This window comes from Acidovorax sp. (genome assembly GCF_046314175.1).
Lineage (GTDB): Bacteria > Pseudomonadota > Gammaproteobacteria > Burkholderiales > Burkholderiaceae_C > Acidovorax.
Map to the genome: position 1 here is coordinate 1 of NZ_JBKBXG010000107.1, position 15247 is coordinate 15247.

Here is a 15247-nt window from a genome sequence, read left to right on the forward strand (position 1 = left end):
ACGAGGGCCGGTCTGTCGAGAAGAGCACCTTGCGGCCAAATTCGATGGCGGTAGCAGGGTTGTAGCCCTGCATGCTGGCCAGCAGGGTCGATTTGATGCACTGCAGCTCCTTGGCGGCATCCTCGGTCTTTTGCTCCACCAGCCCGCCCAGGGGCTCCACCACCCCGTAGGCCAGCAAGATGCCCAGAAAAGTCCCCACCAGCGCCGAGCCGATCATGCCGCCCAACACCGAGGGCGGCTGGCCGACCGAGCCCATCGTGTTCACCACCCCCAGCACGGCCGCAATGATGCCGAATGCCGGCAATGCGCCGGCCAGCCGGGCAAGGGCTGCCACCGGGGCATGCGCCTCTTGGTGGTGGGTTTCTATTTCGCTGTCCATCAGCGCTTCGATTTCGTGCGAGTTGAGGTTGCCCGACACCATCATGCGCAGGTAGTCGGTCATGAACTCGATCACGTGGTGATCACTGCCCACCGTGGGGTATTTCTTGAAGATTTCCGACTCGGCGGGCGTCTCCACATCTTTCTCGATGGCCATCAGCCCCTCTTTACGGGCCTTTTGCAGGATGTCATAGAGCATCGCCATCAGCTCCATGTAACGCGCCTTGGTGTACTTGGATCCCTTGAGCGCCATGGGGATCGCGGCCATCGTGGCCTTGAGCACCTTGGGCTGGTTGTTGACGACAAACGCCCCCAGTGCACCGCCCATGATGGTGACAATTTCGAAGGGCAACGCCTTCAGGATCACCTGGATGTTCCCGCCGTGCAGCACGTACACGCCGAAGATGCATCCGAAGCAGACGATGTAACCGATGATGACGAGCATGCTTTGTAGGTGTAGGCGGCGCTTGACAGAGGGGCGGGCAGGACCGCTGGCAACGCGGCTTACCGAAGGTTACTGCAAATGTATCGGATTGCAGAGCGCGGAATGCGTCCAAGAGCACCATCAACACCCGCCATCTTCGGGAAACGGATGCCAGCCATCCGAGCAAGTGTTGCGCACGTTAGGGCTTGGTGATGGCGTGCTGCAGTTTGGCTGAACGCGGCTGTGGGGTTATGTTCGCAGTGATATCCACGGGAGTGCTGCTCAGGCTGCTGCGCCTGCTGGCACTGCAATGGCTGAATCTGGCCGGTATTTCTACTGTGACAAGTACTTTTGGGGGTGCAGGTGCTGGACTATGCTGCGGGCATGAAAGCTGTACTGCTGGCGGGCGGGCTCGGCACCCGCATCTCGGAAGAGTCGCACCTGCGTCCCAAGCCCATGATCGAGATCGGTGGGCGGCCCATCCTTTGGCACATCATGAAGATGTACGCCGCCCATGGCGTCAACGATTTCATCATCTGCCTGGGTTACCGGGGCTACGTGATCAAGGAATACTTCGCCAACTATTTCCTGCACATGTCCGACGTCACCTTCGACATGGCCAACAACCGCATGGAAGTGCACCACCGCCACGCCGAGCCCTGGCGCGTGACCCTGGTGGACACCGGCGAGAGCACCATGACCGGCGGGCGCCTGCGACGGGTGCAGGAATACCTGGAGCCAGGCCAGCCTTTCTGCTTTACCTATGGCGACGGGGTTGCCGACCTTGATATGACGGCCCAGTTTGCTTTTCATCGTGCCCATGGTCGCCAGGCCACCGTGACGGCTGTGCAGCCACCGGGCCGCTACGGCGCGCTGGTGCGTGAGGGCGACACGGTGGCCGGGTTCGAGGAAAAGCCGCGTGGCGACGGTGGCTGGATCAACGGCGGCTTTTTTGTGCTGCAGCCCGAGGTGATCGACCATATTGATGCCGATAGCACCCCGTGGGAGGCCTCCCCCATGGAGCGCCTGGCACGCATCGGTGAGCTGGTTGCCTTTGAACACACCGGGTTTTGGCAGCCGATGGATACCCTGCGCGAAAAGAACTTGCTCGAAGAACTCTGGCAAACCGGCCAGGCTCCCTGGAAATGCTGGTAACCCGCGATGCGCCCTGATCCAGAATTCTGGCGCGGCAAGCGCGTGTTGCTCACCGGCCACACCGGCTTCAAGGGCGCGTGGCTGGCCCTGTGGCTGGAGCGCCTGGGCGCGCAGGTGACCGGAGTGGCGCTGCCACCTGCCACCGAACCCAACCTGTTCACCCTGGCCCAGCTGGGGCAAGCGGGCCCGGGCCTGGAGAGCCACTTTTGCGACATCCGCAGCCCCCAGGCCCTGGCAATGCGCGTGCGCGCCGCCCGGCCCGAGGTAGTGCTGCACTTGGCGGCCCAGGCGCTGGTTCGGCCCGGCTACGCAGCGCCGCTCGACACTTTTGCCACCAATGTCATGGGCACGGCCCATGTGCTCGATGCGCTGCGGGGCCTGCCCGAGGCGCGTGTGGCGCTGGTCGTGACCACCGACAAGGTCTACCGCAACCGCGAATGGGCCTACCCTTACCGCGAGGACGATGCCCTGGGCGGGCTCGACCCCTACAGCGCCAGCAAGGCCGCTGCCGAACTGGTCACGGCCAGCTACCGTGACTCTTTCCTGGCTGCGCAGGGCGTGGCCGTGGCCACCGCCCGCGCGGGCAACGTGATTGGCGGCGGCGACTGGGCACAAGACCGCCTGCTACCCGACGCTGTGCGCGCCTGGGAAAAGGGCTCAACCTTGCACATACGTCGCCCCCAGGCCACGCGCCCCTGGCAGCATGTGCTGGAGCCGCTGGCCGCCTACCTGCGTCTGGCCCAGCGCCTGTGGGAATCGCCCGCATTGGCCGGTGCCTACAACTTTGGCCCGCTGCCGCACGAGGCGGCTACCGTTAAAAATGTGATCGAATTGGCATCTAGCGCTTATTCATCAAGCGCTATCAGCTATGAAAATAGTAGCGAAGGCCCGCACGAAGCAGGCTGGCTGGCGCTGGAAACCGCGCACGCCCGCCAGGTGCTGGGCGTGGCCCCGCACTGGACGCTGAACACCGCCGTCGCCCGCACTATGAACTGGTATCGCCAGCAAGATGGCGGCGCCGACGCCCGCGCGCTGTGCCTGGCCGACATCGACGCCTGGGAGACCCGCCCATGAGCCGCCTCGCCCTGGCGCCGCTGCCGCTGGCGGGGCTCTTTCGCGTGCAACGCCAGCCGCTGGTGGACGAGCGCGGCTTTTTTGCGCGCCTGTTCTGCGCCGATGAACTGGCGGGCGCGGGATGGACGGGCCCTGTCGCCCAGATCAACCACAGCTACACCGCGCTCAAGGGCACGGTGCGCGGCATGCACTACCAACACCCGCCGCACGCCGAGATGAAACTGGTGAGTTGCCTGCGCGGCGAAGTCTGGGACGTGGCCGTGGACTTGCGCCGGGGCTCACCCACCTTTTTGCACTGGCACGCCGAGCACCTGTCGGCCGATAACGGCAGCGCACTGCTCATCCCGCCCGGGTTTGCCCACGGCTTTCAGGCGCTGACCGACCATGCCGATCTGCTGTATTACCACTCGGCGGCCTATGCACCCGCCGCCGAAGCGGGACTGCACCCGCTCGATCCACGCCTGGCCATTGCCTGGCCGCTGCCTGTGGGGCAAATGTCGCCCCGCGATGCAGGCCAGCCCGGGATGACCGAAGAATTCGAAGGAGTGCGCCTGTGAAGTGCCGACACTGCGGCAGCCCGCTGCAACTGCCCTTTCTGGACCTGGGCAGCGCGCCCCCGTCCAACGCCTACCTGAACGAGGCCGCCTTGCGCGCGCCCGAAACCTGGTTCCCGCTGCGCCTCTTGGTGTGCGAAACCTGCTGGCTGGTGCAGACCGAAGACCACGCAGGGCGCGAGGCGCTGTTCACAAATGACTATGCGTATTTCAGCTCGTTCTCTTCGTTGTGGCTCGCCCATGCACAGGCCTATGTGCACGCGATGCGCGAACGGCTGGCACTCACGCCCGCCAGTTGCGTGGTCGAGGTCGCGTCGAACGACGGCTACCTGCTGCAGTACGTGCAGGCTGCTGGCATCCCCTGCTACGGCGTTGAGCCCACCGCCAGCACGGCGGCAGCCGCCCGCGCCAAGGGCATCGAGGTGGTGGAACGCTTCTTTGGCGTGGCCCTGGCCGACGAACTGGCCCGGGCAGGCCGCCAGGCCGACCTGATCGCCGCCAACAACGTGCTGGCCCATGTGCCCGACATCAAAGACTTTGTGGGCGGCTTCACCCGCCTGCTCAAGCCGCACGGCGTGGCCACCTTCGAGTTCCCGCACCTGCTGCGCATGGTGGAGGGGTGCCAGTTCGACACGGCGTACCACGAGCACTACTCGTATTTGTCGCTCACGGTTGTGCAACGCATCTTTGCGGCCAATGGGCTGGCGGTGATCGACGTGCAAGAGCTGCCCACGCACGGCGGCAGCCTGCGCGTATTTGCCGGACGGGCTGACGCCGTGGGCCACCCCCAGGCCAGTGCTGAAGGCGCTGCCCGCGTGCAGCAACTGCTGACCAACGAGGCTGCAGCTGGCATGCTGGGCGCAGGTTTTTACAGCGATTTCCAAGCCCAGGCCATACGGGTCAAGCGTGAGCTGCTCACATTTTTGCTGCAATGCCAGGCCGACGCTATCTCCGTGGGCGCCTACGGTGCTGCCGCCAAGGGCAACACCTTGCTCAACTTTGCGGGCGTGCGGCCCGACCTGTTGCCCTACGCGGTGGACAAGAACCCGGCCAAGCAGGGCCAGTACCTGCCCGGCAGCCACATCCCGGTGGTGAGCGAGGCGCACCTGCGCGCCCACAAGCCCCAGCGCATCCTGATCCTGCCCTGGAACCTGCGCAGCGAGGTGGCCGAGCAACTCGACTACACGCGCAGCTGGGGCGCGCAGATGGTGGTGGCCGTGCCCCGCCTGGAGGTGTTCTAGGTGATCGAGCTGCACCCCACCGCCAAGGTTTCGCACCTGGCCGACATCGAAGACTCGGTGCGCGGCACGCGCATCGTGGTGGGAGCGCATTCGGTGATCGATAGCTTCGTCAAGGTCAAGCCTGCGGGCGGCAGCGGCGATCTGGTGGTGGGCGAGCATGTGGTCATCAACGCGGGCTGCGTGCTCTACACCGGCAACGGCATCCACATCGGCAATTACGTGGCGATTGCCGCCAACTGCACCTTTGCGCCGGTCAACCACGCCTATGCCGACCGCAGCCGCCTGATCCGCGAGCAGGGCTTTCTGCCCAGCAAGGGCGGCATCATGATCGAGGAAGATGTGTGGATCGGCGCCAACTGCGTGCTGCTCGATGGCGCGGTGCTGCGGCGCGGCTGCGTGGTGGGCGCGGGCTCCATCGTGCGCGGTGAGCTGCTGGCGTACACCGTGTATGCGGGCCAACCGCTGGCGGCTGTGGGGGAGCGCCGGTGACGGGCCTGCCCCCTTCGACGTTTACGGTGCTGGGCGCCTCCGGCTACATCGGCAGCCGGTTGGTGGCCCATCTGCGGGCCCAGGGCCACACCGTGTGGGCGGCAACGCGCGGCGATGCCGAGGTGCTAACCCGCCCGCTGGGCCATGTGATCTATTGCGTGGGGCTCACCGCCGACTTCCGCTCGCGCCCCTTCGACACCGTGGACGCCCATGTGGGCCTGCTGGCCGAGGTGCTGCGGCGCGCGCAGTTCGACTCGCTGCTGTACCTGTCGTCTACCCGGGTCTACATGGGGGCGGCGAGTACCCAAGAAGGCGCTGTCTTGTCAGTGAGGCCGGGCGACCCGTCGTACCTGTACAACCTCACCAAGCTCACCGGCGAATGCCTGTGCCACGCCAGTGGTCGCGCCGGGGTGCGCGTGGCGCGGCTGTCGAACGTGGTGGGACCGGGCATGGACGCCGCTTCGGGCAACCTGGTGGCCGACCTGCTGCGCCAGGCGCGGCAGGGCCACATAGTGCTGCGCTCCGATCCGCAGTCCGCCAAGGACTACGTGCACGTGGCCGATGTGGTGGACTGGTTGCCGCGCATCGCGCTGGTGGGCCGCGCGAGCATCTATAACGTAGCCAGTGGCGAGCAGACAACGCATCGGCAGTGGCTGGAGTGGCTGGCCAACACCTACTCAGCGACCTTCGCAATCACAGAGCCTGCGCCGTGGCAGGACTTTGCTCCCATCGACGTGACGCGTGGGCACGACGAATTCGGTTGGGTGCCCCGTCGCATCCTTGGCGCTGGCGAGACGTGGTGATTTTTGACGACAGAGAAGGGGAACGGATATGGCGAACCATTTGAACCCGGTATTTTTCGGAACCAAGGAGCCTGCTGCCTTCCTGCAAGGCATTCAGCAGGCGGTTGATCAAATCAACGGCCAGGATGGTATCTACGCCGGCGACAACCTCTTCACGTACCACCGGAACCTGGGTTTTCTGGAGGATGAGCCGCTGATGAGGGCCTTCAATGCGCATGCAAGCACAGACATTGAAAAGGCGGTGCTCTGGCGGATTTCCACCGTGCTGTGGGGCGTGCGCAATGGGTTGCGACTGGAGGGTGATTTTGTGGAGTGCGCTTGCTACAAAGGCACCACGGCCCGTGTGGTGTGCGATGCCGTGGATTTTGCGAGCCACCCCGACCGCCATTACTACCTGTACGACTTGTTCGATCACGACCCCTCGCTGCCCCACCACGCCATGCCCGAGCACAGCAAGCAACTCTTTTCGCAAGTCAAGGAGCGATTTGCAGGGTTTGACAACGTGACCGTGACCCAAGGCAAGGTGCCCGAGGTTCTGGCGGAAGTCGCGCCTGAAAAGATCGCTTTCATGCACCTTGACATGAACAATGCAGATGCGGAAATCGGTGCACTGGACCTGCTTTTCGACCGCATGGTTCCTGGCGCTGTCCTGATTCTGGACGACTATGGCTGGTTGGCTTATCGGGCGCAGAAACTGGCAGAGGACCCCTGGTTTGCCAAGTACGGATACCGTGTGCTGGAGATGCCCACGGGTCAAGGCTTGTTGATCAAGTGAAAGTTCAGCTCATGAACCCTTCAGAACAATTCCGCCAAGAGCGCCAGGCGCGCTTGCAGTCGTACGCTGACGATGGCGCTTTCAAGGCGCTGTCTCGCGACTGGCTGCAGGCCTCGATGCAGCGTCAGTACGTCTACAACTTCGACTGGATGGGCCGACCCATCATCCAGTATCCGCAGGACATGGTGGCCATGCAGGAGCTGGTGTGGCGTGTGCGGCCCGACCTGATCATCGAGACGGGCATCGCGCACGGCGGCTCGCTGGTGCTCAGCGCGTCGCTGCTGGCCTTGCTGGACATGAGCGACGCCATCGAGGCCGGTACTACGATGGACCCGCGCGCCTCGCGCCGCAAGGTGCTGGGCGTGGACATCGACATCCGCGCCCACAACCGCGCCGCCATCGAAGCCCATCCCATGGCCAGCCGCATCGCCATGATTCAGGGATCGGCAGTGGCGCCCGAGGTGGTGCAGCAGGTGCACGAGTTTGCCCAGGGCTACCAGCGCGTGCTGGTGTGCCTGGATTCCATGCACACCCACGACCATGTGCTGGGTGAACTCAACGCCTACACGCCGCTGGTCACACCCGGCAGCTACTGCGTGGTGTTCGACACCTTTGTGGAAGACATGCCGCCCAAGTTCTTTACCGACCGCCCTTGGGGCGTGGGCAACAACCCCAAGACGGCCGTGCACCAGTGGCTGGCCGGGCATGAAGAGTTCGAAGTGGATGCCGAGATGGAGCAGCGCCTGCAGGTCACGGTGGCGCCGCACGGGTTCTTGCGCCGACGCCCGTATTGACGCGCGGATCGGGGTCCAAGGAGACACATCATGAACTACCTGCAATCTTTTGAAGACAACGGCTACGTGGTGCTGCGGGACTTCTGGCCCGACGGCGAACTCGACGCCCTGCAGGCCCAGCTCGACGAGCTGGGTCGGCTGGTGGTGGGTCCCGCATTCAGTTCCGTAGACCGCGCCCGTTACGAGATGACGCCCGAGCAGCAGTCGATGCTGTACGACCGCCTCAAGTACCTGCCGGCGTTGTCCTGCATGTCGGGTAGCCAGGCCATCCGCAGCATGTGCAGCGGGCTCGGCCTGCAGCACCCATCGCTGATGGGCTGCTGCAACATGCGGCTTGACAAACCACACGACGCCCGGCACCTCTTTGCCTGGCACCAGGACTCGGTGTACCTGCTGGGGTCGGTGAACGCCGTTACAGTGTGGATCCCGCTGCAGGACGTGGACCTGCACCACGGAACCATCCAGGTGATTGCCGGCAGCCACCGGCGCGGGCTGGCACCGTTCAAGCGCATCAGCGACAAGGTGATCGCGCCGTATGTGCCCATGCTGCAGCGCGACCTCAGCCTGGCGGAGGAGGTGACCGAGGAGCCCGTGACCATCGAAGCCAAACGCGGGGATCTGGTGGTCTTCAAGCAGATGCTGCTGCACCGCAGCACCCCGAACCTGAGCAACCAGATCCGCTGGACCGCCCAGCTGCGCATCACCGACCTGGCGGACCCGGACCACCGGCGCCAGCGCTTTCCGACCGGGGACAAGACCAACATCTTTTATGTGGACTATCCCGGCCACGACAGCGCTGCCCGCCGTGCGCAGGAGCAGCAGTCTCCACTGCAACAAACAAAACCCGGAGCCGTCGCCGCATGACCACCCCACCGACGAAAGACCAGGACCCGTCGCGCTATCGCCAAGCTGGCCGCAGCACTTCCGGCGAGGTCGGCTACCGCGGCGCGCTGGATGCGCTGTTCACCAACGCGCGCGGCAGCCAAGTCGAAAAGCTCGAAAACTTCGCCAGCTACGTGCCACGCCAATCGTTGGCACGTTTCCTGTGCCTTAGCGAGATCTTCAAGCTGGTGCTCAACGTGCACGGCGACGTGATGGAGTGCGGCGTAAATTGGGGCGGGGGGCTCATGACCTTCGCCCAGCTGAGCGCCATCTGGGAGCCTGTGAACCTGCAGCGCCGCATTGTGGGTTTCGACACCTTTAGTGGTTTCGAGTCAATCTCCCCCGAGGACGAACACGCGGTGATCCAGACCACGGAGCGGCGCGCTGGCGGCTACACGGCAGACTGTTTGGAGGCCCTGCGCGAGACGGTGGCGCTGTTCGATGCTAACCGGTTCATTGGCCACATTCCGAAGGTGGAGCTGGTGGCCGGCGACGTGGCGCAAACGGTTCCTGCCTACCTAGCCCGCGAGCCGCAGACTGTGGTGTCCTTGCTGCACTTGGACTTAGATCTGTACGCGCCCACCAAGGTGTGCATTGAGCATTTCGTGCCTCGCATGCCCAAGGGCGCCGTGATAGTGTTCGACGAGCTGAATAACCGGACCTGGCCCGGTGAAACATTGGCGGTGATGGAAACCCTGGGGCTTCCTCGCCTTCGCATCCAGCGCTTCCCCTACGAGCCCCATGTGAGCTACGCGGTAATCGAGTAGATCATCGGGACGCAGGGATGCAAGTTGGCACCGGTCTGTGGCTCCACGTGAAGTGACTTCTCGGAGGATTGAGGGGAATACACTGAAAGCTGTCAATACAGTATCGAATATCAACCCGCCCGAGCAGCTTGGGCCTGCCGTTCCAGTGTTCGCATTGCGTACTGCAGGTACGTGACCGCAAAATCCGGGTGGCCGTGGGCATTTTCCACCTCGGCCAGGCAAGCCAGTGCTACCGGGTCATGCGGGACGGCGTTCAACACCATCTCGGCCAGGCCGGTCACGGCGATCCAGTGCCGGTCGGTGATTGGCGCAGCGCCTTCGCCGCCGCTGGCAGGGGCGAAGGCGGAGGCCTTTGCCATTTCGACCAGATTCTGAAGGCGCTGGTGCGCTTCGGCCACGCTGATGCGCTGGCCGGGCTTCACGCCCACGCCAGGCGCAGGGGGCGTGGTCCATTCCGCCGGGCGGTCCCTTAGCCATTCGGCCATGGCGGCTTGCTGCGCTGCAGGATCGCCTGGGTGGGCCGATGTGGCCAGCCACTGCAGCCACATCGCGCGCAGTCCATCTGCAAAGTGGTGATTGAAAGCGTCCTCGCGCATCAGCGGGGAGTTTTCCATCTCGTTGCGCAGACCCAGGCGCAAATGGTTCAGCGCCTGCACATCGCCCGCAAGGGTGCAGGCGATGCGCACGTAGTCTTCGGACGAGGAGGCCAGCAACTCGGTGTGCCCCAGGTAGGTGAGCAGGCCTACGCCGATGCGGCTCTTGAAGCTCTCGCCCACCATGGACACCACCGGCACTCCCATCCAGAGCACGTCGCACGTGGTGGTACCGCCCGTCAGCGGGAACGGGTCCAGCGCGATGTCGATGCAGTGGTAGGTGAGGTATTGGTTGTCGCCGCTGAGTGCAAGCAGGTCCAGCCGCTCGGGGTCCAGCCCCAACGCCTGGCAACGTGCGCGGTAGGCGCTCGCAAAACCCGGATCGTCCAGGTTCTTGCCCTCTATCAGCAGGCGTGCCCCCGGGACCTCCTGGAGGATGAGGCCCCACAGGCGCAGCACGTCATCGGTGAGCTTCCCCAAGTTGTTGCACGAGCCGAACGTGATGAAACCGTTGGACAGCGCCGGGGTGGGGCGCACCAAGTAGCGCGGCTGGTAGCGCCACAGCGGGTTGCGGCTCATGGGGCGGTAGCACGCGAAAAGGGTGGGTAGGCGGTAGAGCTGTTCGGTATATTGGTCCTCCGCGCCTTGCGGATCGGTCACCTCGTCGGTGAACTTGTAGTCCACTGCGGAAAGCCCGGTGGTGGCGGGAAAGCCCAGCCATGACACCTGCACCGGCGCTGGCTTGTGGGCCATTGCGAGCAGGCCGTTGTGGCCGGTGTGGCCCGCCAAGTCGATGAGGATGTCGATCCCGTGTTCCCGGATGGCCTGCGCTTGTTGCGCCCCGTTCATGCCTGCCAGACGCACGAAGTGGTCGGCGTGATGTTGCACGCGCGCCGTTACTTGGTCGTCGCGCGGGAAGAGATAGAAGGCAAAGACCTCGAACTGACGCCGGTCCAGCTGCGCCAGCAGTCCTTCCACGAAATACATCACGGAGTGCACACGGAAGTCGGGCGACAGAAAACCGATGCGCAGTCGGCGCCAAGGCTGGCCACCGCGGTCCGCATGGTCCGGCCAGCGAGACTGAAGGGCGGGTTCGAAAACTAGCGCAAACTCCCGCGCGGCGCGTGCCAAACTGGCCGCATCGGCATCGGGGTCGGCCAGCATGAACAGCAGGCGGTTGGTGTGGTTGGCGTGATCGTGTGGCGTGAGCGCGATCGCCGCCAGACAGTCCTGCACGGCTTCCTTGACTTGGCCGAGTTCACGGCGGTGGATGGCCTTTTGCGTGAGCGCGGCCGATTTTTCGGCAGCGTCGTTGGCCAGGTCGGCCGCGCGTAGGGCGGCCTGGAAGCCCTGTTCGTGGCGTGTAATGAGATAGCAGCACTGCGACAGGATCAGCCAGCACACCGATTTGTCAGGGCGCAGCTCGCACACCTGCTGCAGGATGGGAAGTGCCTCGGCGTTGCGCGCCAAGCTCAGCAGCAAGTTTCCATAGTTGATCAGCAGCTCGGCATCGCCGGGCCACTGGACGGCAGCGCGTCGATACACCTCGACCGCCTCGTCTTTGCGGCCCAGGCAATCCAGGGCATGGCCGAGGTAGCGGTGCGCCAGCAGCTGGCGTGAATTCTTGCGCAGCGCCTGCCTGCACAGGCGCGCCAGCAATTCCCACTGGCCTGCTTCCAGCGCCGCCTGCAAGCGGGCGTCTGTGGCGGCGTGGGGTCGCTGGCCTGGTGGTGGAGGTCCGTTCACATCGCTCCTTGCGAGTTTGCGAATGTCCGCGCCTTTGAGGGCGCCTTCTGGTGGCCAGTTTATTGGAGCAGCTTGAGCACGCCCTGGGGAATCTGGTTGGCTTGGGCCACCATGGCCGTGCCGGCCTGCTGCAGGATTTGCGCCCGCGACAGGTTGGCCGTTTCGGCTGCGAAGTCGGCGTCCAAGATACGGCTGCGCGACGCGGACAGATTTTCGGAGGTGATGTTCAGCGAAGAGATGGCAGTTTCAAAGCGGGCTTGGAGGGCGCCGAGCTTGGCACGCTCACCGTTGATGAACGCCAGAGCCGAATCCACCGTCTTGAGCGCCTCGGTGGCCTTTTTGAACGTGGTCACGTCCAGGTTGGCGACTTCCTGCAGGTCCGATGCCGAGTCGGCTGCGGCCGTTGTGTTGAAGGCATTGGTCGTTGTGGCAGTAGTGGAGAATGATTTTTCAGAGTCGAGCACGACGAAGCCGCTCACGGTCGAGCTGTCTGCGCCCGCAGCCGCCGCCAGGGTGTCGGCCGCACCGGCGGCGGTTCCGTCGGCCTGCAGCTTCTGGATCGTCACCGCACCCGCATTGGCACCCGAGGCCGCGCCTTTGTAGAGTCCGATGTCCTGCCCCGTCGCGTTGGACAGCACGATGCCTGTGCTCGTCGCATTCAGCGAAGCAGTCACCCCGGTCTTGGCCGATTGCTCGTTGATAGCCGAAATCGCGTTGGACAGGCCATCAGACGTGTTGAGTGCCGACACATTGAAAGAAATCGATTGACCGAGCGCCGGAGCCGCAGGGTTGTTCTCTGAGCGCAGCTCGAACGTGTATGAACCGACAGATGTGAACGAGATATCCAGTTCTGTGCGCGCCGATGCTGTTACACCGGTGTTCGCTGTCTGCAGATTGATTTTGTCGGCCATGGCCTTGGCAGTGTCGTTATCTGCCAGGGTGATGTTCTGGGAGCCCAGCGAACCATTGACCGCCAGGGTACCGCCAGTGACACCGTTGGAACCCCATGCCGTGGAGTTGGCAGCAGCGCCGGCGCCATTGGCCGAGGTGTTCTGGTTGTTGCCATAGACGCTGGTGCGCATGTTGGCGGTGGCGGCCACGATGGTCTGGTTGGCATTGGCGCCCACTTGGAACTGTTGGGTACCAAACGTACCGTTGAGCAGCTTGGCGCCGTTGAATTCTGTCGTTTGGGCGATCCGGTCGAGTTCTGCGACCAGTTGGCCGACTTCCTGGTTGAGCGCCTGGCGATCACCAGGGCTGTTGGAGGCGTTGGCAGACTGCACGGCCAACTCGCGAACCCGCTGGAGGATGTCACCGGCCGCCTTCATGGCACCTTCGGTCACCTGTGCCAGCGAGATGCCGTCGTTAGCATTGCGTGCTGCCTGGTTCAGGCCGCGGATCTGGCTGGTAAAGCGCTCGGAAATCGCCAGGCCAGCAGCGTCGTCCTTGGCGCTGTTGATGCGCAGACCGGATGACAGGCGCTGGATGGAGGTGTTGAGCGATGTCTGACTCATGCCCAAATTGCGCTGAGCCGTCAGAGACGCGACGTTGGTGTTGATGGTGGCTGCCATGGATGTGCTCCTTGAGGCTCGGGTGGACATTGGTGCCTGATGGGGGACTACCGTCCGGCAGGCAATATGGGAACGATGAGGAATTGTGGGCATTGGTCGCCCACGGTGTTGGCGGGATAAAGCGCTGAAAAACCTGCCAACTTGCACGTTTGACCCTAAAGTTTCCCGACGGCGCGTCGAAAAGACTTGCAACGGAAGGTAAATGTCCTTCCGCCGTCACCAGAAGGCCTGTCGGCGCTGTGGACCGTATAGCCGGGTGCCTCGCCTGGCATCAGGTTGGCGGAAACGCCATATTTAGTCAGTTCTTTTCAGGAGATTTGCCATGGCATCCACCATCAATACCAACGTCGCGTCTCTGACGGCCCAGCGCAATCTGGGTGCAAGCCAGACGTCGCTCAACACCTCCATCCAGCGCCTGTCATCCGGTCTGCGCATCAACAGCGCCAAGGACGACGCTGCTGGCCTGGCGATTTCTGAGCGCTTTACCAGCCAGATCCGCGGCCTGAACCAGGCAGTGCGCAATGCCAACGACGGCATCTCGCTGGCGCAAACGGCTGAAGGAGCGCTCAAGGCATCGGGCGACATTCTCCAACGTGTGCGTGAACTGGCTGTGCAGTCCGCCAACGCCTCCAATAGCGCTGGTGACCGCCAGGCACTGCAGCAGGAAGTGGGTCAATTGGTCGCTGAACTCGACCGTATCTCACAAACCACGGAATTCAACGGCGCCAAGCTGCTCAATGGCTCTTTCGGAACCCAGCAGTTCCAAGTGGGCGCCAACGCCAATCAGACCATCGTGGCTGCCACCGCCAACCTGCGTACTAGCGTGTACGGCAACAACCAGAACACGTCAGCCAACGGTGCGGGCGCCGCCGCGAACTCTACGGGCTGGGGTACCAACGGCGTGACCGCTGGCACGCTGGCCGTCAATGGCTCGCTTGGTTCCAAAAACATCACCATCGCTGCCAACGACACAGCAAAGGCCATGGCGGACAATGTTAATCTGCAGACGGCGAACACCGGTGTGACAGCATCGGCCCGTACTGAAGTGCAACTTACTTTTGGTGCTGCAGGTTCATACACTTTCGAGCTGCGTTCGGACAACACACCCACGGGCACGGCGCTGGGCCAGTCGGTATCGTTCAACGTCACCAATGCCAACACGGCTGACGGTCTGTCTGGCGCAGTGGCGGCTATTAATGAGCAGTCATCCAAGACAGGTATTACAGCCCGCGTGAACGACACCAACACGGGCGTTGTCCTCACCAATGCTACCGGTCAAGACATCACACTGGCCAAAAGTGCTTCGGCGGGTGCCAATTCGGGCGCGGTTACGGTGCAGAAGCTCCAGGCTGATGGCACTGCCATCGGTGGCGCGGACACTTTTGCTGCTACCGGCGCTGATGCATCGACCGTGAGCGGGTACGTGGTTCTGGATTCTGAAAAGGCCTTCTCGACCGTGGCCACCACGACCAATGCGTTCAATACGACCGCTGCTGCCGACTCGGCATCCGACCTGCAGGAAGTCGCCAACCTGGATGTGACCACGTTCAAAAAGGCGACCGAGGCGCTCAAGACGGTGGACTCAGCCCTGTCCTTCATCAACGGTGAACGCGCTAAGCTGGGTGCTTTGCAGTCGCGCTTCGAAACGTCGATCAGCAACCTGCAAGTGACCTCTGAGAACTTGGCTGCATCGCGCAGCCGTATCCTGGACGCTGACTTTGCAGCCGAAACTGCTAACCTTTCGCGTTCGCAGATCCTGCAACAGGCTGGTACCGCGATGGTGGCGCAGGCCAACCAGCTGCCGCAGGGTGTGTTGGCCCTGCTGCGTTAACAAGCGGCGGGTGAGGCAGCCAGGGCGTTGCAGCGCCCTGGCGAACCCTAGGCGGCGGCAGATTTCTGTCGCCGCCATTTGGCTTTTTGGAAGGCGGGCGCCAGGACCGCTGGATAAGACAGGTTTTCCTGGCGTGTTACGGATGTTCGTTGACGCCATTCGGCGCCATA

The 15247-nt window shown here is 63.5% G+C and carries 14 protein-coding genes; 11 read left to right on the plus strand and 3 right to left on the minus strand.

All coding sequences use genetic code 11. From position 1 onward, the window contains the following. On the minus strand, nucleotides 1-823 hold an 823-nt coding region (motA, locus tag ACK4OE_RS22280; protein WP_409888201.1), incomplete at its 3' end, for a flagellar motor stator protein MotA. A gap of 363 nt (nucleotides 824-1186) precedes the next feature. On the opposite strand from motA, the gene rfbF reads away from it, so the two are divergent. Genes rfbF through ACK4OE_RS22330 form a run of 10 tightly spaced genes read left to right on the plus strand, consistent with a single transcriptional unit; the run spans nucleotide 1187 to nucleotide 9336 of the window. After that, nucleotides 1187-1957, plus strand: coding sequence for a glucose-1-phosphate cytidylyltransferase (gene rfbF, locus ACK4OE_RS22285; RefSeq protein ID WP_409888203.1), 771 nt, complete (start codon nucleotides 1187-1189; stop codon nucleotides 1955-1957). 6 nt (nucleotides 1958-1963) lie between these two features. Then, nucleotides 1964-3031 (plus strand): CDP-glucose 4,6-dehydratase, encoded by a 1068-nt coding sequence (gene rfbG, locus ACK4OE_RS22290; protein WP_409888205.1) that lies wholly within the window; start codon nucleotides 1964-1966, stop codon nucleotides 3029-3031. Continuing rightward, on the plus strand, nucleotides 3028-3588 hold the full coding sequence (locus tag ACK4OE_RS22295; protein ID WP_409888207.1) for a dTDP-4-dehydrorhamnose 3,5-epimerase family protein: 561 nt from the start codon (nucleotides 3028-3030) through the stop codon (nucleotides 3586-3588). The genes rfbG and ACK4OE_RS22295 overlap by 4 nt, the downstream gene beginning before the upstream one ends. Beyond that, nucleotides 3585-4826 carry a methyltransferase domain-containing protein gene (locus ACK4OE_RS22300; protein WP_409888209.1) on the plus strand — a complete coding sequence of 414 codons (1242 nt, stop codon included), beginning with the start codon at nucleotides 3585-3587 and terminating at the stop codon, nucleotides 4824-4826. Before ACK4OE_RS22295 ends, ACK4OE_RS22300 begins: the two co-directional genes overlap by 4 nt. After that, the gene (locus tag ACK4OE_RS22305) at nucleotides 4827-5315 is read left to right on the plus strand and encodes an acyltransferase (protein WP_409888211.1); all 489 of its coding nucleotides are present in this window, start codon (nucleotides 4827-4829) and stop codon (nucleotides 5313-5315) included. It begins immediately after the preceding gene. Continuing rightward, nucleotides 5312-6118 (plus strand): NAD-dependent epimerase/dehydratase family protein, encoded by an 807-nt coding sequence (locus ACK4OE_RS22310; protein ID WP_409888213.1) that lies wholly within the window; start codon nucleotides 5312-5314, stop codon nucleotides 6116-6118. Before ACK4OE_RS22305 ends, ACK4OE_RS22310 begins: the two co-directional genes overlap by 4 nt. A gap of 28 nt (nucleotides 6119-6146) precedes the next feature. After that, on the plus strand, nucleotides 6147-6893 hold the full coding sequence (locus ACK4OE_RS22315; RefSeq protein WP_409888215.1) for a class I SAM-dependent methyltransferase: 747 nt from the start codon (nucleotides 6147-6149) through the stop codon (nucleotides 6891-6893). A gap of 11 nt (nucleotides 6894-6904) precedes the next feature. Continuing rightward, complete coding sequence (locus tag ACK4OE_RS22320; protein ID WP_409888217.1) at nucleotides 6905-7687, plus strand: cephalosporin hydroxylase family protein; 783 nt, start codon at nucleotides 6905-6907, stop codon at nucleotides 7685-7687. Between the two features lie 30 nt (nucleotides 7688-7717). Further along, complete coding sequence (locus ACK4OE_RS22325) at nucleotides 7718-8551, plus strand: phytanoyl-CoA dioxygenase family protein (RefSeq protein ID WP_409888219.1); 834 nt, start codon at nucleotides 7718-7720, stop codon at nucleotides 8549-8551. Then, a complete protein-coding gene (locus ACK4OE_RS22330; protein ID WP_409888221.1) occupies nucleotides 8548-9336 on the plus strand; it encodes a TylF/MycF/NovP-related O-methyltransferase in 789 nt (262 codons plus the stop codon). Before ACK4OE_RS22325 ends, ACK4OE_RS22330 begins: the two co-directional genes overlap by 4 nt. Before the next feature lie 110 nt (nucleotides 9337-9446). Here ACK4OE_RS22330 and ACK4OE_RS22335 read toward each other — a convergent pair whose 3' ends face one another. Together ACK4OE_RS22335 and ACK4OE_RS22340 are read right to left on the minus strand one after the other, a co-directional pair. Continuing rightward, nucleotides 9447-11675, minus strand: coding sequence for a tetratricopeptide repeat protein (locus tag ACK4OE_RS22335; protein ID WP_409888223.1), 2229 nt, complete (start codon nucleotides 11673-11675; stop codon nucleotides 9447-9449). A gap of 59 nt (nucleotides 11676-11734) precedes the next feature. Continuing rightward, nucleotides 11735-13246, minus strand: coding sequence for a flagellin (locus tag ACK4OE_RS22340; protein WP_409888225.1), 1512 nt, complete (start codon nucleotides 13244-13246; stop codon nucleotides 11735-11737). Nucleotides 13247-13568: 322 nt separating this feature from the next. On the opposite strand from ACK4OE_RS22340, the gene ACK4OE_RS22345 reads away from it, so the two are divergent. Then, nucleotides 13569-15077: a flagellin gene (locus tag ACK4OE_RS22345; protein WP_409888227.1), complete on the plus strand. Its 1509-nt coding sequence runs from the start codon at nucleotides 13569-13571 to the stop codon at nucleotides 15075-15077. Nucleotides 15078-15247 lie beyond the last annotated feature (170 nt).